Annotated in this window: 17 protein-coding genes and 5 tRNA genes; 15 read left to right on the forward strand and 7 right to left on the reverse strand. The window is 72.4% G+C overall.

The window, feature by feature from the left end; translation table 11 throughout:
* The first annotated feature begins 70 nt into the window (after positions 1–70).
* The 8 genes from OG780_RS33240 to OG780_RS33275 all read left to right on the forward strand — a co-directional run bounded on the left by OG780_RS33240 (position 71) and on the right by OG780_RS33275 (position 11,454).
* On the forward strand, positions 71–1,105 hold the full coding sequence (locus OG780_RS33240; protein ID WP_328454424.1) for a methionine ABC transporter ATP-binding protein: 1,035 nt from the start codon (positions 71–73) through the stop codon (positions 1,103–1,105).
* Positions 1,102–1,839 (forward strand): methionine ABC transporter permease, encoded by a 738-nt coding sequence (locus OG780_RS33245; RefSeq protein WP_328454426.1) that lies wholly within the window; start codon positions 1,102–1,104, stop codon positions 1,837–1,839. Before OG780_RS33240 ends, OG780_RS33245 begins: the two co-directional genes overlap by 4 nt.
* A 97-nt stretch (positions 1,840–1,936) precedes the next feature.
* Entirely contained in the window at positions 1,937–2,773 is an 837-nt protein-coding gene (locus OG780_RS33250; protein ID WP_328454428.1) for a MetQ/NlpA family ABC transporter substrate-binding protein, read from the forward strand.
* Positions 2,774–2,949: 176 nt separating this feature from the next.
* Positions 2,950–3,591, forward strand: a complete 642-nt coding sequence (locus tag OG780_RS33255; protein WP_328454430.1) for a GNAT family N-acetyltransferase — start codon at positions 2,950–2,952, stop codon at positions 3,589–3,591.
* Between the two features lie 312 nt (positions 3,592–3,903).
* Positions 3,904–5,115 (forward strand): precorrin-6y C5,15-methyltransferase (decarboxylating) subunit CbiE, encoded by a 1,212-nt coding sequence (gene cbiE, locus OG780_RS33260; protein WP_328454432.1) that lies wholly within the window; start codon positions 3,904–3,906, stop codon positions 5,113–5,115.
* Positions 5,116–5,459: 344 nt separating this feature from the next.
* A complete protein-coding gene (cobT, locus tag OG780_RS33265; protein ID WP_328454434.1) occupies positions 5,460–9,185 on the forward strand; it encodes a nicotinate-nucleotide--dimethylbenzimidazole phosphoribosyltransferase in 3,726 nt (1,241 codons plus the stop codon).
* Between the two features lie 153 nt (positions 9,186–9,338).
* Positions 9,339–10,571, forward strand: coding sequence for a uroporphyrinogen-III C-methyltransferase (gene cobA, locus OG780_RS33270; protein WP_328454436.1), 1,233 nt, complete (start codon positions 9,339–9,341; stop codon positions 10,569–10,571).
* Positions 10,572–10,635: 64 nt separating this feature from the next.
* Complete coding sequence (locus OG780_RS33275) at positions 10,636–11,454, forward strand: TrmH family RNA methyltransferase (RefSeq protein ID WP_328454438.1); 819 nt, start codon at positions 10,636–10,638, stop codon at positions 11,452–11,454.
* 13 nt (positions 11,455–11,467) lie between these two features.
* On the opposite strand, the gene OG780_RS33280 is transcribed toward OG780_RS33275, so the two are convergent.
* Positions 11,468–12,781, reverse strand: coding sequence for a serine/threonine-protein kinase (locus OG780_RS33280; protein ID WP_328458576.1), 1,314 nt, complete (start codon positions 12,779–12,781; stop codon positions 11,468–11,470).
* A 196-nt stretch (positions 12,782–12,977) separates the two neighbouring features.
* Between OG780_RS33280 and OG780_RS33285 the strand changes: the two genes are divergently transcribed.
* The 4 genes from OG780_RS33285 (at position 12,978) to OG780_RS33300 (ending at position 15,458) form a co-directional block, all read left to right on the forward strand.
* Entirely contained in the window at positions 12,978–13,211 is a 234-nt protein-coding gene (locus OG780_RS33285; protein WP_326788867.1) for a hypothetical protein, read from the forward strand.
* A gap of 240 nt (positions 13,212–13,451) precedes the next feature.
* On the forward strand, positions 13,452–13,658 hold the full coding sequence (locus OG780_RS33290; RefSeq protein ID WP_328454440.1) for a hypothetical protein: 207 nt from the start codon (positions 13,452–13,454) through the stop codon (positions 13,656–13,658).
* Positions 13,659–14,142: 484 nt separating this feature from the next.
* Positions 14,143–15,102, forward strand: a complete 960-nt coding sequence (locus OG780_RS33295; RefSeq protein WP_443062246.1) for a phosphotransferase family protein — start codon at positions 14,143–14,145, stop codon at positions 15,100–15,102.
* A 74-nt stretch (positions 15,103–15,176) separates the two neighbouring features.
* Entirely contained in the window at positions 15,177–15,458 is a 282-nt protein-coding gene (locus OG780_RS33300) for a TFIIB-type zinc ribbon-containing protein (RefSeq protein ID WP_328454442.1), read from the forward strand.
* Between the two features lie 136 nt (positions 15,459–15,594).
* Here the strand turns inward: OG780_RS33300 and OG780_RS33305 are convergent.
* The 5 genes from OG780_RS33305 to OG780_RS33325 all read right to left on the reverse strand — a co-directional run bounded on the left by OG780_RS33305 (position 15,595) and on the right by OG780_RS33325 (position 16,057).
* A tRNA-Val gene (locus OG780_RS33305) sits at positions 15,595–15,669 on the reverse strand.
* A gap of 40 nt (positions 15,670–15,709) precedes the next feature.
* Positions 15,710–15,781: transfer RNA gene (locus OG780_RS33310), tRNA-Val, on the reverse strand.
* 19 nt (positions 15,782–15,800) lie between these two features.
* Positions 15,801–15,872 (reverse strand) — tRNA-Val (locus tag OG780_RS33315).
* A gap of 1 nt (position 15,873) precedes the next feature.
* A tRNA-Cys gene (locus OG780_RS33320) sits at positions 15,874–15,947 on the reverse strand.
* A 37-nt stretch (positions 15,948–15,984) separates the two neighbouring features.
* Positions 15,985–16,057: transfer RNA gene (locus OG780_RS33325), tRNA-Gly, on the reverse strand.
* A 156-nt stretch (positions 16,058–16,213) separates the two neighbouring features.
* On the opposite strand from OG780_RS33325, the gene OG780_RS33330 reads away from it, so the two are divergent.
* The 3 genes from OG780_RS33330 (at position 16,214) to OG780_RS33340 (ending at position 19,074) form a co-directional block, all read left to right on the forward strand.
* Positions 16,214–17,260, forward strand: coding sequence for a chorismate-binding protein (locus OG780_RS33330; RefSeq protein ID WP_328454444.1), 1,047 nt, complete (start codon positions 16,214–16,216; stop codon positions 17,258–17,260).
* A gap of 86 nt (positions 17,261–17,346) precedes the next feature.
* Entirely contained in the window at positions 17,347–18,168 is an 822-nt protein-coding gene (locus OG780_RS33335; RefSeq protein WP_328454446.1) for an aminotransferase class IV, read from the forward strand.
* A gap of 81 nt (positions 18,169–18,249) precedes the next feature.
* Positions 18,250–19,074, forward strand: a complete 825-nt coding sequence (locus OG780_RS33340) for a GNAT family N-acetyltransferase (RefSeq protein ID WP_328454448.1) — start codon at positions 18,250–18,252, stop codon at positions 19,072–19,074.
* A gap of 45 nt (positions 19,075–19,119) precedes the next feature.
* On the opposite strand, the gene OG780_RS33345 is transcribed toward OG780_RS33340, so the two are convergent.
* A complete protein-coding gene (locus OG780_RS33345; protein ID WP_326788873.1) occupies positions 19,120–19,653 on the reverse strand; it encodes a DsbA family protein in 534 nt (177 codons plus the stop codon).
* Between the last annotated feature and the right edge of the window lie 83 nt (positions 19,654–19,736).

Raw genomic sequence — 19,736 nt, forward strand, 5'->3', positions numbered from 1 at the left:
CGTTCCGACCGAATGCACCCGTGCCCGGCGCACACCCACGCCCCGCACTCGACAGTGACGGAATTCCCCAGTGATCACGACAACGGGCCTCACCAAGGTCTACCGCTCGCGCGGCCGTGAAGTGACCGCCCTCGACGGCGTCGATCTTCATGTCCGCGAAGGCGAGGTGTTCGGCGTCATCGGCCAGTCCGGTGCCGGCAAGTCCTCGCTCATCCGCTGCGTCAACCTCCTGGAGCGTCCCACCTCCGGCACGGTCACCGTCGACGGCCGGGACCTCACCGCTCTCGCCGGGCGCGGCCCGCGCGCCGGCCGGGAGCTGCGCCAGGCCCGCAGCCGGATCGGCATGGTCTTCCAGCACTTCAACCTGCTGTCCTCGCGGACCGTCCAGGACAACGTCGAGCTGCCGCTCGAGATTCTCGGCCTCTCCAGGAGGGAGCGCAGGCACAAGGCCCTCCAACTCCTGGACCTGGTCGGCCTGTCCGACAAGGCGGGGTCCTACCCGGCCCAGCTCTCCGGCGGTCAGAAGCAGCGTGTCGGCATCGCCCGCGCGCTGGCCGGCGACCCGAAGGTGCTGCTCTCCGACGAGGCGACCAGCGCCCTCGACCCGGAGACCACCCGCTCCATCCTCCAGCTCCTGCGCGACCTGAACCGGCAGCTGGGTCTGACGGTCCTGCTCATCACCCACGAGATGGACGTCGTCAAGACCGTCTGCGACTCGGCGGCGCTGATGGAGAACGGCCGGGTCGTCGAGTCCGGCACCGTCAGCGAACTCCTCGCGACGCCCGGCTCCGAACTGGCCTCCGCGCTCTTCCCGGTCAGCGGCGAGGCCTCCGGCGACGACCGTACGGTCATCGACGTCACCTTCCACGGCGAGTCGGCGACCCAGCCCGTCATCTCGCAGCTCTCGCGCACGTACAACATCGACATCTCGATCCTCGGCGCCGCGATGGACACCGTCGCGGGCAGGCAGGTCGGCCGGATGCGCATTGAGCTGCCCGGCCGCTACGAGGAGAACGTCGTGCCGATCGGGTTCCTCCGCGAGCAGGGCCTGCAGATCGACATCCAGGGGCAGCAGCCCACGCTGGTCAAGGAAGGTGCCAAGTGAGCTGGTCCGAGATGCAGCCGCTGCTGTCCGAGGAGTGTTGGAACACGCTCTACATGGTCGGCTGGTCCACCCTCATCGCGATCGTCGGCGGCCTGCCGCTCGGTGTCCTGCTGGTGCTGACGGACCGCGGCGGCCTGCTGCAGAACGTCGTCGCCAACAAGGTCGTCGGGCAGATCGTGAACATCGCCCGCTCGATGCCGTTCATCATCCTGATGGTCGCGCTGATGACCTTCACCCGGTGGATCACCGGTACGACCATCGGCCGCGAGGCCGCCATCGTGCCGCTCGCCATCGGTGCGATCCCGTTCTTCGCGCGTCTGGTCGAGACCGCCGTCCGTGAGGTGGACGGCGGGCTCGTCGAGGCCGTGCAGTCGATGGGCGGCAACACCTGGACCGTCGTGCGCAAGGTTCTCGTCCCCGAGTCGCTGCCGTCGCTGATCTCCTCGGGGACCACCACGGTCGTGGCCCTCATCGGCTACTCCGCGATGGCCGGCACCGTCGGCGCGGGCGGACTGGGCGATCTCGCCATCCGCTACGGCTACCAGCGCTTCGAGACCGAGCTGATGTGGATCATCGTCGCCCTCCTCGCCGTGGTCATCTCGGCCATCCAGTTCGCCGGCGACTACGCGGCCCGCACCCTTGACCGCCGGAGCGGTCACTCGGGTCCCGCCCCGAGGCTGCGCCTGCTGAAGTCCGGCCGGCCCGTGACCACGGACGTCGGCGAGGCCGCCTGAAGAACCGCGGATCCACACGTGGTCCCCGGCCCCACCCGCAGATTTCCCCGTCCACCCCATGACGGGGCCGCTTCACCCCTCAGGAAAGGCACTTTTCGTGCGTAACACTGCCAAGATCACCACCGCCGTCCTCGTCGCCGGAGCCCTCACCCTGGGTCTCTCCGCCTGCGGTTCGGGCAAGGACTCCTCCTCTTCCTCCGACTACAGCGGCCCGCTCGTTGTCGCCGCCAGCCCGGTCCCCCACGCCGAGATCCTGAACTTCATCGAGAAGAACCTGGCGAAGAAGGCGGGACTCGACCTGGAGGTCAAGGAGTTCCAGGACTACATCGTGCCCAACACGGCCACCGAGGACGGCTCGGTCGACGCCAACTACTTCCAGAACCAGCCGTACCTGGACGACTTCAACAAGAAGCGCGGCACCCACATCGTGCCCGTCGTCACGGTGCACCTGGAGCCGCTCGGCCTCTACTCGCACAAGGTGAAGAGTGTCGACGCCCTGAAGAGCGGTGCGACCGTGGCGGTGCCGAACGACGCCGTGAACGAGGCGCGTGCCCTGAAGCTGCTCGCGTCCAAGGGGCTCATCACCCTCAAGGACGGCGCCGGCAGCGAGGCGACCCCGCAGGACATCTCCAAGAACCCGAAGAACCTCAAGTTCAAGGAGGTCGAGGCGGCTCAGACCCCGCGCTCCCTGGACGACGTGGACGCCGCGGTGATCAACGGCAACTACGCCATATCCTCCGGCCTCAAGCCCGCCGAGGACGCCCTCGTCCTTGAGTCGGCGACGAACAACCCCTACGGCAACTTCCTCGCCGTCAAGAAGGGCAACGAGAACGACCCGCGCGTGAAGAAGCTCGCGAAGCTCCTCACCTCGCCCGAGGTCAAGAAGTTCATCGAGGACAAGTACGCCGGCTCCGTCATCCCGTCGTTCAAGTAGACCTGCGCCCGGGCCGATTTGCCGTCCCAGGCCCGACTCGTCACCGCACGGGGTCCACTCCATTACCCGGAGTGGACCCCGTTGTGCCGTTCAGTGGTTTCATGCTGCATGCTGGGCAGTTCAGCGGACCCGACGGTACATCAGGTCCGAAGTCCCCGACGGTTACGGAGCGTCGCATGACGAGCACCTTCCCCGACATCTCCATCAGCACGGAGCGGTTGGTCCTGCGTGCGCTCGACGAGGACGACGTGCCCGCGCTGACCGAGATGATGAACGACGAGATGGTGGCGGCCTGGACGTCGATCCCGCAGCCGTTCACCGAGGACGGTGCCCGCGACTGGATCACCGACTACGCGCCCACGGAACGCGCTCGGGGGCGCGGACTCGACCTCGCCGTCACCGAGTTCCTCACCCAGCGTCTGGTCGGCGTCATCCAGCTCGGCAAGACCAACTGGCGGGTCCGCTCCACCGAGCTGTCCTACATCATCGCCCCCTGGGCACGCGGCGAGGGCTACGCGTCCGAGGCCGCGCTCGCCACCGGCCGATGGCTCTTCCGCGAGCAGAAGTTCGAGCGCGTGGAACTGCGCACGGCCGCCGGCAACACCGCCTCGCAGCAGGTGGCCCAGAAGATCGGCTGCATCAGCGAGGGCGTGCTGCGCAACGCCTGCATAGCGCGCACCCGGACCGAGGAGGGCACCTGGGTCGACCTGCGCACCGACTTCATCGTGTGGAGCCTGCTGCCGGAGGACCTCGACGGAATGGACGGGCAGCACCTCACCGACACGGGCCGCTACTCCTCTTTCAACGACTGGAACTGAGGGGCCCGGCCGACGCGCGGCAGCCCGTGCGCGGGCCCGCCCCGACGGGCGGAAACCGCCACGGCAGGTCGTGTCCGGTCACGGCGGGTCGTATACGGTCGGGCCGAGTCACATGGGTGTACGGGAGTCACCTCACCGGATCCCGGCCCCGAGGGTCCGGACACGTACCCGGACCCGTCGACCCGGCACGGCGGGACCGCTCCCCGCGCCACACCGGCCGCCACACCCCCGCCGGGCCGCACCGGGGTACCCTCACGAAGCCCGCCCGGGCTGCACCTGAGACCTGCGAAGACCTTCTGGAGACTGACGACGATGGCCGACCGGGTCACGGTGATCGGCTGGGACGGCTCGCCGCTGGCCGACGCGGCGCGCTCCGCCCTCGGTGCCGCCACGCTGGTGGCCGGCGCGGCCCACCATCTCGAACTCCCCGAAGTGCCCGAGAACGCCGAACGCGTCCGGCTGGGCAGCGTCGCCCTCGCCGCCCGCCGTATCGCAGGCCACCGGGGCACCGCCGTCGTCCTCGCCGACGGGGACCCCGGATTCTTCGGCGTCGTACGCACCCTGCGCGCACCCGAGTTCGGCCTGGAGGTCGAAGTCGTGCCCGCCGTCTCCGCGGTGGCCGCCGCCTTCGCCCGCGCCGGAATGCCCTGGGACGACGCGCAAGTGGTCGTGGCACACAGTCGCACCCTGCGACGCGCGGTGAATGTATGCCGCGCCCATACCAAGGTCGCCGTCCTCACCTCGCCCGGCGCCGGCCCCGCCGAACTCGGGCTGCTGCTCGAAGGAGTTCACCGCTCCTTCGTCATCTGCGAGGAACTCGGCACCGCCCGGGAACAGGTCACGATCCTCACCTCCGACAAGGCGGCCGACCACACCTGGCGCGACCCGAACGTCGTGATCGTCATCGGCGGCTTCGTGGCCACGGCCGAGGGCGGCGGCTGGATCGCCGGACGGGAACCCGGCGCCGGGCCGCGCGGCTGGGCGCTGCCCGCGCGCGCGTACGGCGGCGCGCTCGGCGAGGGCGAGACGGATCTGCTGCGCGCCGCCCAGCTCGCCCGGCTGGGACCGCGCGTCGGCGACCTCGTCTGGGACATCGGCTGCGGCAGCGGCGCCTTCGCCACCGAGGCGGCCCGCACCGGCGCCGCCGTCATCGCGGTCGACCGCAGTCCGGGCTCCTGCGCCCGCACCGAGCACTCGGCCCGCCGCTACGGCGTGCAGATGCAGATCGTGCACGGCAGCGCCCCGCACGTCCTCGAAGACCTGCCCGAACCCGATGTCGTGCGGGTCGGAGGCGGGGGAGCGGCGGTCGTCTCCGCGGTCGCGGACCGCCGTCCCCAGCGCATCGTCGCGGACGCCGCGACCCGTGACGCCGCCGAACTCATCGGCCGCGATCTGACCGAACACGGCTATGACGTCGAGTGCGCTCTCATTCAGTCCGTCGAACTCGATACACGGGCCTGGACGGAGAAGGAGCGGAGCGTCGCGTTCCTGCTCAGCGGCCGTCTGCCGGATCGCGCCCCGTGATCCTGTTGTCGTACTGCGCGCGGTAGGCTGGCCGATCGTTGTACCGCTCCGGGGGGTCGGCCTTTCGTAGGCCAATGTCCGGAAAACCCGCCCGTTTTGAGGCGTGTGTGGTACGGCAGAACCGGAGGACGCGCAACGTGGCGCAGTCCACAGCGGCCACTCGCGGATCACGCTGTCGCGAGGGCGGGATGACCGGGACAATGCCTGTTAATGGCTTTGTCGCCTTTGTTGGCCGGTCGTACGTGCCGCTGGGCACGCACGCTCGTTCTTCACTGTGGGGCGGTCGGTGCGCCGTTCCCGGCGAGCTGGACTTTGGAGCACTAACCGATGGGCGAGGGGTACGCATGACCGACACCGGCCAGGTCCCGGGCGAGGGATTGCCGGAGAACGCAGGCATGGTGGAGCAGCCGGGCGTCACCGCGCCGGGCGCGTACACCTACCTCGACTCCTCCGAGAGCTCTGTCGAGGAGGACGACCTCCTTCTCCTGCCGGGCGCGCCCGGTGCCCAGGGTGCCTGGGGCAACGAGGTGCCGCCGCCGGCCCCGATGCCCTTCACCGACGAACCCGGTCCGCACGAGACGGACGGACGCGACACCGGCGCGATCGACCTCGGCGCCGTGCGCGCGCCGAGCCCGGCACCCGTGCCCCAGCCGGTTCCGCAGCCCGTGACGCCGCGCCGTCCGCTGCACCTGGGCCCGCCCACGCCGGACGGTTCCTCCAGCCCGGTGCGCTCGCTGGCCGACCGCGGACCCGCGGGCGCCCGCCCGAGCTCCATGGCCACCCCGGTCACCCCGCTGCGCCACGCCGGCCCGGCGAGCGCCGGCCCCGAGTACCTGGACGTGCCGCAGGCCGGCGACGCCCTGCCGCAGAGCGCGGCGGTGTGGGGGACCGTGCCGGCGGGCGGCGAGGCCGCGGACACGGTCGTCCCCGAGGCGGCACAGCTGCCCGGGTCCGCGGTGATGACGGAATCCGCACCGGGTCCCGAGGCACCTCAGGCCGCGGAGGCCGAGCAGGCACCCGACGCCGTGCCCGCGCCCTTCGTCCACGACCCGGCCCCGGCGTTCGACGCCGCCCAGGCGCCGGTACCGGGGGCCGACGGGATGTCGCTCGACCTCCAGGACCCGATGGACGGCCCGGCTTCCGAAGCGGTGCCCGCGGCGGACGGCTCGGCCGCCCCGCAGATTCCCGAAACCCCGCAGTTCCAGGACGTCCCGGACGCCCTGGGCGTGCCGGACACCGCCGACGTCGGGGCACAGGCCCCGATCGAGGGGGAGACCTCCGCGCACGAGGCCGTACCGACGCAGATCACCGAGGACCTCGGACCTGCCGTGCCCGCGCAGCCGTTCGCCCCTGCCGAGGGTCTCGTGCCCGCCGAGGACCCCGCCGCCGCGCAGGTCCCGCCGCAGCTCGCCGGCCAGGACACCCACGGGGCCGGCCTGGCCGCACCCGGTGTCCAGGAGGCCGGGTCCGCGGAGCCCGCCGTCCAGCTCCCGGAACCCGCCGTCCACCTCCCGGAACCCGCTGTCCTCTTCGTGGACGAAGCTCTCCTGTCCGGCGCCGAGCAGCCCGCCGACGTACCGGCCCCGCACATCTACGAGATCCCGGAGTCCGCCCTGTCGGCGCTCTCCGCGCGCTCGGCGGAAGCCTCGCAGGGCGGACAGGACATCGCTCCCGACGAGGTCCAGGCCCAGGTCCAGGGTCAGCGGCTGACCGGCCCGCCCGCCTTCGCCGAGAACGGCACCGCCCCGTCCGAGGACGACGCCCTCGCCCACGACGGCATCGCCCTGTCCGCGCCCGGCACCACCGAGGCCCCGCACGCCGCGCCGGCCGGCGCGGCCGCGCAGGCCGAGGCCGCCCACGAGACCGTCGGCGACCCGCACCTCCCGGCCCTCGGCGACCAGTACCCCGAGAGCGCGCCGGACACGGCGGGCACCCCCGGATTCCCCGGCGCCCCCGTCGTACCCCAGGCCGACCGGAGCCTCGGCGGGTTCGTGCCCGTGGACGGCACGGTGCCCACGGCCGCGCACCTCGCCCCGACCCCGCCGCACGGCATGACCATGGCTCCGGAGGCCGCCGAGGAGCAGCCGCCGGCCCAGGCCGCCCCCGCGCCCCTCCCGGCTGAGGACACCGTCGTGGCGCAGGCCGAGCCGGTCGCGCAGGCGCCGGTGCCCGCACCCCGGGAAGCCGAGGCCGAGTCCGAGACCACCACCCCCGTTCCGCAGCCCCTCACCGCGGAGCCGGAACCCGTGGCCGCACAGCAAGCGGAGGACCTGCGCACCCAGGTCGCCGACCAGGAAGAGAGCACGGCCGTGGTGGAAGACGTACGCGAGTCCACCGGCCCGGCGGCCCCCGGCTACAACGACGCCGAACGCGAGGCCGTCCTGCGCGTGATCCGCGAGCGCCGTGACATCCGCAACGGCTTCCGCAGCGACCCGATCCCGCACGACGTGCTGCTGCGCGTCCTGGAGGCCGCGCACACCGCTCCGTCCGTCGGCCACTCCCAGCCCTGGGACTTCGTCGTCATCCGCTCCGCCGAAACCCGGCGCAGCATGCACGAACTCGCCCAGCGCCAGCGTGAGGCCTACGCCAAATCGCTTCCCAAGGGCCGTGCCAAGCAGTTCAAGGAACTGAAGATCGAGGCCATCCTCGACACCCCGGTCAACATCCTCGTCACCGCCGACCCGACCCGGGGCGGCCGGCACACTCTGGGCCGGCACACTCAGCCGCAGATGGCGCCGTACTCCTCCGCCCTCGCGGTCGAGAACCTGTGGCTCGCGGCCCGCGCCGAGGGTCTCGGCGTCGGCTGGGTCAGCTTCTTCGACGAGCGCGAGATGGTCCGCGCGCTGGGCCTGCCCGAGCACCTCGAAGCGGTGGCCTACCTCTGTGTCGGATACGTGGACGAGTTCCCCGACGAGCCCGAGCTGATGCAGGCCGGCTGGTCCAAGCGCCGCCCCCTGTCGTGGGTCGTGCACGAGGAGACGTACGGCCGCCGTGCCCTGCCCGGCGAGGAGCCGCACGACCTGCTCGCCGAGACGGTCTCCAACATCCGCCCCCTGGACGCGAAGGCGCTGGGCGAGGCCTGGGAGCGCCAGAAGCGGATGACCAAGCCCGCGGGCGCCCTCGGCATGCTGGAGATCATCTCCGCGCAGCTGTCGGGCCTGTCCCGGATGTGCCCGCCGCCGATCCCGGAGCCGGCCGCCGTCGCGATCTTCGCCGGCGACCACGGTGTCCACGCGCAGGGCGTCACCCCCTGGCCGCAGGAGGTCACCGGCCAGATGGTGGCCAACTTCCTCGGCGGCGGCGCGGTCTGCAACGCCTTCGCCAACCAGGTGGGCGCCGAGGTCTGTGTCGTCGACGTGGGCGTCGCCTCCGACCTGCCGGCCACGCCGGGTCTGCTGCCGCGCAAGGTCCGCGCGGGCACCGCCGACATGACCACGGGCCCCGCCATGACCCGGGAAGAGGTCGTCGCCGCGCTGGAGGTGGGCATCGAGACGGCCCGCGACCTGGTGGCCGCGGGCAACAAGGCGCTGCTGACCGGCGAGATGGGCATCGCCAACACGACCGCGTCGGCGGCCCTGATCTCGGTCTTCACGGGAGCCGACCCGGCCGATGTGACGGGCCGCGGCACGGGCATCAACGACGAGACCCTGGCCCGCAAGACCGAGGTCGTCCGCCGGGCCATCGACTTCCACCAGCCGGACCCGGCGGACCCGATCGGCGTTCTCGCGGCGATCGGCGGCCTGGAACACGCCGCCATGGTCGGCCTGCTCCTCGGCGGCGCGTCCCTGCGTACGCCGGTGATCCTGGACGGCGTCAGCGCGGGCGCCGCCGCACTGGTGGCCCGCGCCATCGCCCCCGAGGTCCTGGCCGCCTGCATCGCGGGCCACCGCAGCGCCGAGCCCGGTCACGTGGCCGCTCTGAACAAGCTGGGCCTGCGCCCCCTGATCGACCTCGACCTGCGCCTGGGCGAGGGCACCGGCGCCCTGCTGGCCCTGCCGATCGTGCAGAGCGCGGCGCGCGCGATGCACGAGGTCGCGACGTTCGACTCGGCCGGGGTGACCGAGAAGTAGGCCCCCGGCACCGGTGGGGTGGGCAGGCGTCCCGAGCTGCCCACCCGGCCCCGCCGTACTCTGGACCTCCACCGAAGAACCCCACGTCAGGGCCGCTCCAAAGCCGCAGCGCGCCTGCCCGTACCGCCTGCCCGTACGAGGAGCCGCACCTCCATGGCCGAACACCCCGCCTATCCCGTAGGCCTCCGTCTCGCCGGCCGTCGTGTCGTCGTCCTCGGCGGTGGCCAGGTGGCCCAGCGCCGGCTTCCCGCGCTCATCGCGGCGGGCGCGGACATCCACCTCGTGTCACCGCAGGCGACCCCGTCCGTCGAGGCCATGGCCGACGCGGGCGAGATCACCTGGACCAGGCGCCCGTACGAGGAGGGCGACCTCGCCGACGCCTGGTACGCGCTGATCGCCACCAGCGACCCGCGGGCCGCCGCCGAGGCGTCGGCCGAGGCGGAGCGCCACCGTGTCTGGTGCGTCCGCTCCGACGACGCCGACGCGGCGACCGCGTGGACCCCGGCCACCGGCCACAGCGAGGGCGTGACCGTCGCCGTCCTCACCACCGACGCCAAGGGCCGCGACCCCCGCCACACCGCCGCGATCCGCGACGCCGTGGTCGAGGGGCTGCGGGACGGGACGCTCGTCGCACCGCACCACCGCACCCGTACCGCCGGAGTGGCCCTGGTCGGCGGAGGTCCCGGCGACCCCGACCTGATCACGGTCCGCGGACGCCGGCTGCTCGCCGAGGCCGACGTGGTCATCGCCGACCGCCTCGGCCCCCGTGACCTGCTCGCCGAACTCCCGCCGCACGTCGAGGTGATCGACGCGGCGAAGATCCCGTACGGCCGGTTCATGGCCCAGGAGGCCATCAACAACGCGCTCATCGAGCACGCCAGGCAGGGCAAGGCCGTCGTCCGGCTGAAGGGCGGCGACCCGTTCGTCTTCGGCCGTGGCATGGAAGAGGCCCAGGCGCTCGCCGAGGCGGGCATCGCCTGCACGGTCGTCCCCGGCATCTCCAGCTCGATCTCGGTGCCGGGCGCCGCGGGCATCCCGGTCACCCACCGGGGCGTCGCGCACGAGTTCACCGTGGTCAGCGGTCATGTGGCCCCCGACGACGAGCGCTCCCTCGTCGACTGGCCCGCTCTCGCCAAGCTGCGCGGCACCCTCGTAGTCCTCATGGGCGTCGACAAGATCGGCAGGATCGCCGACACGCTCGTGGCGCACGGCAAGCCGGCCGACACCCCCGTCGCCCTCGTCCAGGAGGGCACGACCGCCGCGCAGCGCCGCGTCGACGCCACCCTGGCCACCGTCGCCGACACCGTCCGAGCCGAGGACGTGCGGCCGCCCGCGGTCATCGTCATCGGCGAGGTCGTGGGCGTCGGCTCCGGACTTCCCGAGTAACCACGGGTAACCCGACCCGTTCCCAGCCGTTGGCACCGCACCCAGGACAAGGCAGTATCACCCTGTGGCCGATCTCATCACCGTCGAGAACCCCGACGACCCGCGTCTGCGTGACTACACGGGCCTGACCGACGTGGAACTGCGCCGCAAGCGCGAACCCGCCGAGGGCCTGTTCATCGCCGAGGGCGAGAAGGTCATCAGACGGGCCAAGGACGCCGGCTACGAGATGCGCTCGATGCTGCTGTCCGCCAAGTGGGTCGACGTCATGCGCGATGTCATCGACGAACTCCCGGCACCCGTCTACGCGGTCAGCCCCGAGCTCGCCGAGCAGGTCACCGGCTATCACGTGCACCGGGGAGCGCTCGCCTCGATGCAGCGCAAGCCGCTGCCGACGGCGGACGAGCTGCTGCGGTCCGCGCGCCGGGTCGTCGTCATGGAGTCGGTCAACGACCACACCAACATCGGCGCCATCTTCCGCTCCGCCGCCGCCCTCGGCATGGACGCCGTGCTGCTCTCCCCGGACTGCGCCGACCCCCTCTACCGCCGCTCCGTGAAGGTCTCGATGGGCGCGGTCTTCTCGGTCCCGTACGCCCGTCTCGACACCTGGCCCAAGGGCCTGGAGTCGGTGCGCGACGCCGGGTTCAACCTGCTCGCCCTCACCCCGGACGAGAAGGCGAGGTCCCTCGACGAGGCCGCCCCGCACACGATGGACCGGGTCGCGCTGATGCTGGGCGCGGAGGGCGACGGGCTGTCCACCCGGGCCCTGATGGCGGCCGACGAATGGGTGCGCATCCCGATGGCCCACGGCGTCGACTCCCTGAACGTCGGCGCGGCGGCCGCGGTCGCCTTCTACGCGGTGGCGATGGGCCGTCCCACGAGCTGAGGGCCGCGCGGCACTAACCGGCCGCTCGGTGCGCGCTCCCGTGCGGATCGGTGATCGCGTCGCCCGCGCGCAGTCGCCCGGACGCCGGCTGTTCCTGGTGTACGCCGTCGCGCGGCCCGTCGTCGAGTCCGCGGGACGGCCCCTGGCACCCCTGCGCCGCCGCGATACCGAGCGCGACCAGCAGTGTCACCACCACGAACACGAAGAGCCGCTGGCGCAGCAGCCGCGGATTGGCGGGCCGCCTGCCGGTGCCGGTGGTGCGCGGACCGGGCCGTCCGGCGCCGCTGCGGGGCGCGGGCCTGTTCCCGGTGCGGCCGGTGTTGCGGGCGGGCGCCGGGCGCGAACCCGACCGCGATCCGCCGTTCGTCCCGCCGGTGCGCGGCGGGGGAGTGGTCCCCGGCCGCCGCTGGGTGCGCTGCTCGGCGTACTGCTCGGCCAGGCGTCCCGTCGGCCGGTCCGGATCCGAGCGTGGCGCGGGCGGCCGTGCGTCCACCATGCCCTGGGCCTCGCGGGCCGCGATCTCCTTGAGCCGCAGGGACAGTTGGAGGGTGCTGGGCCGTTCCTCCGGGTCCTTCGCCAGACAGGCCCGGACGAGCGGCGCGAGGGCGTCCGGGACCCCGTGCAGATGCGGCTCCTCGTGCACCACCCGGTAGAGCATCACCTCGGAACTGCCCTGACCGAAGGGTGAGTCCTGGGTCGCCGCGTACGCGAGCGTGGCCCCGAGCGCGAACACGTCCGTGGCCGGGGTGACGGCGACGCCGCGCACCTGCTCCGGCGCCAGGAAGCCCGGGGAGCCGACCGCCGTGCCGACGTGGGTGAGGGTGCTCGCCCCGGTCGCCCACGCGATGCCGAAGTCGATGATCCGCGGCCCCTTCGGGGACAGCAGGATGTTGGACGGCTTGAGGTCACGGTGGACGACCCCGGCCTCGTGCACCGCGACCAGCCCCTCGGAGAGGGCGGCACCCACGGCGGCCACGTCGGCGGCCGACAGCGGCCCCTCCTCGGCGACCTTGTCGTGCAGGGAGGGTCCGGGCACGTACTGGGTGGCGAACCACGGCCGGTCCGCCTCCAGGTCGGCGGCGACGAGCCGTGCCGTGCAGCCGCCCCTGATCCGCCGGGCCGCAGAGACCTCGCGCGCGAACCGGGAACGGAACTCCTGATCCTCCGCCAGATCAGGCCGGATCACCTTCAGTGCGACCCGCTGGCCACGCCGGTCGGAGCCCAGGTAGACAACACCCATACCCCCCGCGCCGAGCCGTCGGTGAAGCCTGAACGAGCCGACGACACGCGGGTCCTCGCGCCTCAGGCGCATCATCGCCATGTCCATCCCCGCTGCCCGGTCCGTTTGACGAGCCACAGCTTACGTTTTCGCGGCCGGGTGCGCGCAGAGGCCGCGCCCTCTCGTTCCGATCGATTGTCAGTGCCGGGTGGGAAACTTGAGAGGTGGTCAGGGAGCGTGCGAACAGTGCCTCTTTGGCCTGCCCTTGATCCCAACCATCCATCGCTGAAGGGGGATTGAGCCCGTGAGGGGTGACCGCGTGGAGATAGTCGTGGACGCAGGGGACACGACGCGTACGTACGAGGTGGTGGCGAGCAGGGCGGGCCGCCGGGTGGAGACGGCGGTGCGCCGAGGTGTCGTAGAAGTGAGCGAAGTCACTCGAAACGGAACAGTGGTACGGACCGCCCGCTTCATGGCGACTCGGGTGCTGGCACTCGTCGAGCAGCCGGTTCCCCGGGAGGACAGTTCGGAACAGTAGGGCACATCGGACGTCCCCTCCGGGAAGACCCTGAGACCTGGGTCCGCGTCTCCACCCACGGTAGTACTCGGCAGGTCACGGCTCATCCTCCGGGAGGCCCGGCAATCGGTACGAGGGCATGACGACCCGACGTCGTCGCGCGCCTAGATTTGAGGTCAAGCGGCGGGTGCAGCACTCGTCCCCCGAGGTCAGACACCCGCCGCTGCCAGGCACAACAGAATCTCGGTCAGGAGAGGGACCATGGCCCACATGGCACCGCGGACAGAGCTCCGCACGCAGGGACGCAAGGCGTTCACCGCCGCGTTCGGCACCCGCCAGGGCCAGCGCCACCCCTTGGTGGCGACAGCGATGGTCCTTCCCCTGGCGGCCCTGCTCGTGGTCGTCTTCGGCGGCTGGGACGCGGTGGTCACACAGGCGTCGTCCGTGGGCGTGATGCTGGGGCGCTGAGCGGCGCCCCAGGCCCGGAAGAGCGGTCCGGGCGGGGACATCCGGCCATGAAACCCCGTGGGGACGGGGGTGCGGCGGACGGCAGAAAGATGCCCGCGCAGCTGGGGAGCTGCGCGGGCATCTCTTTGTGCCCGGTGCCCGATGTCCCTGCCCGGGGCTGGGCACGGGGCCTGGGCGAAGGCCCGCCGTGAGGCCGGGTGCCTCACGGCGGACCCTCCGCTCGTGGACTCGCTTGGTGCCGGGCCGGTGCGGCGAGGGGGTGCCCGGCCGGCCGGGACCGGGCGCAGGGGTGGTTCGGCACCCGTCCCGGCCCCGGGAATCCGGGACAGGTGCGGCAGTGGGTGACCGGGCCGTGCTGTCGCGGCGCGGGTGCCGGGTGCCTGGTGCCGGCCTTGGGTGCGTACTCTCGCCGGCAGGTGTCCTGACCGGCAGGCGCCCTCGGCGTCAGGGTCGTACCGGCACGTCGTCCAGCACAGGGGGATCCGTGACCGTACCCAGCCTGGTGTCCGCGCTCGCCGCCGTGGCGCGCGGCGCGGTTCACCCGGTGGCGGCTGTGCCCGGCCCCCGCGGAGCCTGCTCCTGCGGCGCCGAGGACACACTCCTCGCGGACCGCGACGACGGCACCGTGGTCCGTCACGGCGGCATCGTCGCCAAGGCCCACGCCCCGGACACGGAACCCCACGCGCTCGCCCGCCGTGTCGCCGCGGCCACGCGCCTCCCCGGCATCCTCCTGCCGCCGTCGGACCCGGCCCCGGCCGAGCTCCTCGGCCGCCGGGTGACCCTCTGGCCGTACGGCGCTCCCGTCGATCCCGACACCCCGGAGGCGGCCCCCTGGGAGGCGGCGGCGGCCCTGCTGGCCCGGCTGCACCGGGCTCCCGCCCCGGACGGGCTGCCGCCCATGCGGGGGCCTGTCAAGGCCGCCCGGGCGATGGCCCGGATGCGCGCGGCCGGCCCGCACCCGGCCGCCGCCCCGGTCCTGCGGGCCTGGGCCGCCCTGCCCGGCTGGGCGCGGGCCGAGGCCCCCATGCCGGACGCCACGACCCTGTGCCACGGGGACCTGCACCTCGGCCAGCTCGTACGTCACCCCGCGCCGGACGGTCCCTGGCTCCTCATCGACGTCGACGACCTGGGCGTCGGCTCCCCGGCCTGGGACCTGGCCCGCCCCGCCGCCTGGTACGCCTGCGGGCTGCTGCCGCCCGACGAGTGGTTCCGCTTCCTGGCCGCCTACCGGGAGGCCGGCGGCCCCGCCGTGCCCGCCGACGGCGATCCCTGGCCCGCCCTGGACGTCGCGGCCCGCGCCCTCACCGTGCAGACCGCGGCCCTCGCGGTCGCCAAATCCGCAGCCGCGGAACAGCCGTTGGACGAGGTGCAGCAGGCCGTGGTCGACGCCTGTGACCGAATGAGTGCCATCCCGCCCGAGTTGACCCGAGGTTTCGCGACGTAGGCTGCAACCGACCGAAGCCGGGCGGTGTCTGTCCTGGCGGAAGCAGTACCGACCGGCGAGGAGTTGAGCCGAGCATGCAGTGTCCGAAATGCCATGCGCCGATGCACACGTACAACCGCAATGGCGTCCAGATCGAGCAGTGCAGCGGCTGCCGAGGGATATTCCTCGACTACGGCGAGCTGGAGGCCCTGACCCGCGTGGAGTCGCAGTGGTCCCAGCCCGCGCCGCCGCCCCAGGGCGCCCCGCAGGCGTACCCGTCCGCTCCGGCTCCCGCATGGGGCGCCCCGCAGCACGGCGGCGGTCACGGCGGCCACCAGCGCCACAAGAGCTTCGGCCACATGCTCTTCTCGTCCTGAGCCACCCGAAGGGGCCCCTCCCGAACGGAGGGGCCCCTTCGGCGTGTCCAGGCCCCCGTGGGTCAGGTCACAGGTCCGGCAGGCAAGACCGGGGCACGACGAAGCCCCCGGTCGTCGAGACGACCGGGGGCTTTGCTGGTGCGCGATACTGGGATTGAACCAGTGACCTCTTCCGTGTCAGGGAAGCGCTCTCCCGCTGAGCTAATCGCGCAGGTCACGCGACCGGAGCCACGCTTGCTGCTGGTACTGCGTGCGCGATACTGGGATTGAACCAGTGACCTCTTCCGTGTCAGGGAAGCGCTCTCCCGCTGAGCTAATCGCGCGGGGATCCTTGCGGACCAGTGGACGATACTGGGATTGAACCAGTGACCTCTTCCGTGTCAGGGAAGCGCTCTCCCGCTGAGCTAATCGTCCTTGGAGGTGGAGACGGGATTTGAACCCGTGTAGACGGCTTTGCAGGCCGTTGCCTCGCCTCTCGGCCACTCCACCAGGAGTGCGGGTTCGGGAAGATCCCCCACTTCCTGCGAGCGGACGACCAGGTTCGAACTGGCGACCTCAACCTTGGCAAGGTTGCGCTCTACCAACTGAGCTACGTCCGCTTGTCGTTTCCGTTTCGCTTGCGCGTCCCGGCGACGAGTTGAACTCTAGCGGATTCCCGGGCCAGCACAAAAACGCGTTTGTGCAGCGTGCTGCGGTCTGTCCGCCCGAGGACATGGTCAGGGCACTCGCCGGACACCCGCCCTAGACTCGTCTGCGTGCTCGACCTCCCTCCTCTCGCCCGCTTCGGCGGCCTCGTCGCAACCAATCTCCTCGATGTCACCAGCGATCCCGCGGCCCTGGACTCGTCCGGCTTCTGGGCCGTCTCGGCCGACTTCGAAGGGCGGCTGACCTGCGCCCGCTTCAGCGAGGTACGAGAGGAGCCGGTGCCCGCGCCGGTGCCCGGACGCTGGCACGGCCCGGCGGCCGGTGACTGGACGTCGTCCCTCGACCGCGCCGCGTACACCGCCGGTGTCCGGCGGATCCGGGAGCACATCGCGGCCGGCGAGGTCTACCAGGCGAACCTCTGCCGCGTGCTCTCCGCGCCCGTCCCGGCCGACGCCGACGTCGACGCGCTGACCGCTCTGCTGGCCCGCGGCAACCCGGCACCGTACGCGGGAACGATTCGGCTGCCGGACCACGGCGTCGAGATAGCCACCGCCTCCCCGGAACTCTTCGTGCGCCGCGCGGGCCGTTCCGTCGAGTCGGGCCCGATCAAGGGCACCGGACGCACCGAGGCGGATCTCCTGGACAAGGACTACGCCGAGAACGTGATGATCGTGGACCTCGTCCGCAACGACATCGGCCAGGTCTGCGCCACCGGCACCGTGACCGTGCCCGACCTGTGCGTCGTCGAGAAGCACCCCGGGCTCGTGCACCTCGTCTCCACCGTCAGCGGCGAACTGCGCGAGGACGTGGGCTGGCCCGGACTCCTGTCCGCCGCCTTCCCGCCCGGTTCCGTCACCGGCGCGCCCAAGTCCAGCGCGCTGCGGATCATCGACGTCCTGGAGACCGCGCCGCGCGGCCCGTACTGCGGAGGTGTCGGCTGGGTCGACGCCGACCGCGGCACCGGCGAGCTGGCCGTGGGCATCCGTACGTTCTGGATCGACCGTGCCGACGGCGTCCTGCGCTTCGGTACGGGGGCCGGCATCACCTGGGGGTCCGACCCCGAGGGGGAGTGGCGGGAGACCGAGCTGAAGGCCTCCCGGCTGCTCGCGGTAGCGTCGGGAACGTACGACGCGGGTGACGGGACCCTCACCGACTGACCCGGTTGCGGGGACGGCGCGGGGACCGGGGCCGGAACGCCGTGCCGGACGAGACGTCCGGCACATTCACATGCGAGGTAGGACCAGTGAAGCTTTGGCTCGACGGCGGGCTCCAGGACATCGAGGCCGCCCGCGTCTCCGTCTTCGACCACGGGCTGACCGTGGGTGACGGCATCTTCGAGACCGTGAAGGCGGTCGACGGCCGGCCCTTCGCGCTGACCCGCCACCTCGACCGGCTGGCCCGCTCGGCGCGCGGCCTCGGTCTGCCCGAGCCCGACGCCGACGAGGTGCGCCGCGCCTGCGCCGCCGTCCTCGACGCCAATCCGATGCCGCTCGGCCGGCTCCGCATCACCTACACCGGCGGTCACGGCCCGCTCGGCTCCGACCGCGGAGAGCACGGTCCGACCCTCGTCGTCGCGCTCGGCGGCTCGGCCCCGCGCCCCGACTCCACGGCCGTCGTCACCGTTCCCTGGACCCGCAACGAGCGCGGTGCCCTGACCGGCCTCAAGACCACCTCGTACGCCGAGAACGTCGTCGCCCTGGCCCGCGCGCGTGAACACGGCGCGTCCGAGGCGCTGTTCGCCAACACGGTGGGCCAACTCTGCGAAGGCACCGGGTCGAACGTCTTCGTCGTCCTCGACGGCGAGATCCACACCCCGCCGGTCGCCTCCGGCTGCCTCGCCGGCATCACCCGCGCCCTCACGGTCGAATGGACCGGCGCCAAGGAGACCGACCTGCCGCTGGACGTCCTGGAGCGCGCCGACGAGATCTTCCTGACGTCGACGCTGCGCGATGTGCAGGCCGTGCACCGCGTCGACACCCGTGAACTGCCGGGCGCACCGGGCCCGGTGACCGCCAAGGCGATGCGCGTCTTCGAGGAGCGGGCCGGGGACGATCTCGATCCCTGACCGGCCCTTTCGGGGCCACCGGCCTCCGGCCGCCCGGTAATTCGGCTGACGGCGTGTGCGTCAGCGGGTACAACACCCCTGATGACCACGACTCTGCGGCCGACCGAGCCGCTCCATCGCGCCGCCGACGGGACCCTCTCACGCCGCTACCAGGTGTGTGTGAACAGCCGTCCCGTCGGCCGGGTACACCTGGCCACGGAACCCGGCTCGGGACCGCCCGCGGCCAGGATCCACGAGCTTCGCATCGACGAGCCGGACCGGGGCCGGGGCCGGGGCACCGTGGCCGCGCTGGCGGCGGAGGAGGTCGCCCGCGGGTGGGGCTGCCGGCAGATCGAGGTGACCGTGCCCGGAGAAGCCGCCGCGGCCCTGGAGCTCACCAGGGCGCTCGGGTACGTCCTGCGCAACCGCATCATGGCGAAGGCGCTCGACGGCTCCGCGGTCGTACTCCCCCAGGGCAGCGCCGACCGACCCATGACGCAGGACGAGTACGAGATCTGGGACCGGGCCGGCAGGCGGGACTATGCCGAGGACTGGATCCGGCGCGGTGTGCCGGAGGCCGAGGCGCTCGCCAAGGCGGACCGCGACTTCGGCGGTGCGCTGCCGCAGGGCCCGGACACCGCGAACATGTGGCTGAGCGTCCTGGAGCACGAGGGCGTCCCGGTGGGCGATCTCTGGCTGGGGCGCCGGAGCGGACACGCCTTCGTCTACGACGTCCTGGTACGCGCCGACCAGCGCGGCCGCGGACACGGCCGGACGCTCATGCGGCTCGCCGAGGCCCGCGCGACCGGCGCCGGACTGAACCGCATCGCCCTCAACGTCTTCGCGGGAAACACCCCGGCCGAGCGGCTCTACGAGTCGCTCGGCTACGAGACGACGGAGTACCACCTGTACAAGACACTGCTCTAGGGGACGCGGCTCCGGTTCGGCCGGGGCAGGGCTCTTCCTCGGGTGTCAGGCCTGTTCGGCGAGCAGTCGGTCGGCGATCTCCTCGATCCGCTCGCGCAGTCCCTCCTGGCTCTTGCCTCCGTCCAGGCGCTCACCGCCGATGACGTACGTCGGGGTGCCGGTGACGCCGATCGCCTTGCCCTCGGCCTGGTCCGCGTCGACGATCAGGATGTGCCGGCCGTCGATCAGGGCCGTGTCGAACTCCTCGGCGTCCAGGCCGAGTTCCCGTGCGACCTCGACCAGGAAGGCTTCGCCGTCCTTGCGGTCCAGCTCCTCGACGCGACCGAGCACGGCCTCGATGTACGGCCAGGCGTCCCCCTGCTCGGCGGCCTCCTCGGCGGCCTGTGCCGCGGCGAAGGCGTGCTTGTGCTTCTCCAGGGGGAAGTGCCGCAGCCGCAGCTCCAGGCGGTCGCCGTAGCGGGCACGCAGCGCGCGCAGGTCGGCGAGAGCGTCACGGCAGTCGGGGCACTGCAGCTCGCACCAGACGTCCAGGACGACAGGGGCCGGGTGCGCGGCGGAGGAGCCGGAGGAGTCGTTCATGGGATCCAGTCTCCCAGTCCGGTGAGGGGGAGGCTGCACCGGGACCTGAGGAGGACGGCGACCCCGAGATGTCCCTGAGGTCT

This window comes from Streptomyces sp. NBC_00386 (assembly GCF_036063235.1).
In the GTDB taxonomy this organism is placed as follows: Bacteria; Actinomycetota; Actinomycetes; order Streptomycetales; family Streptomycetaceae; genus Streptomyces.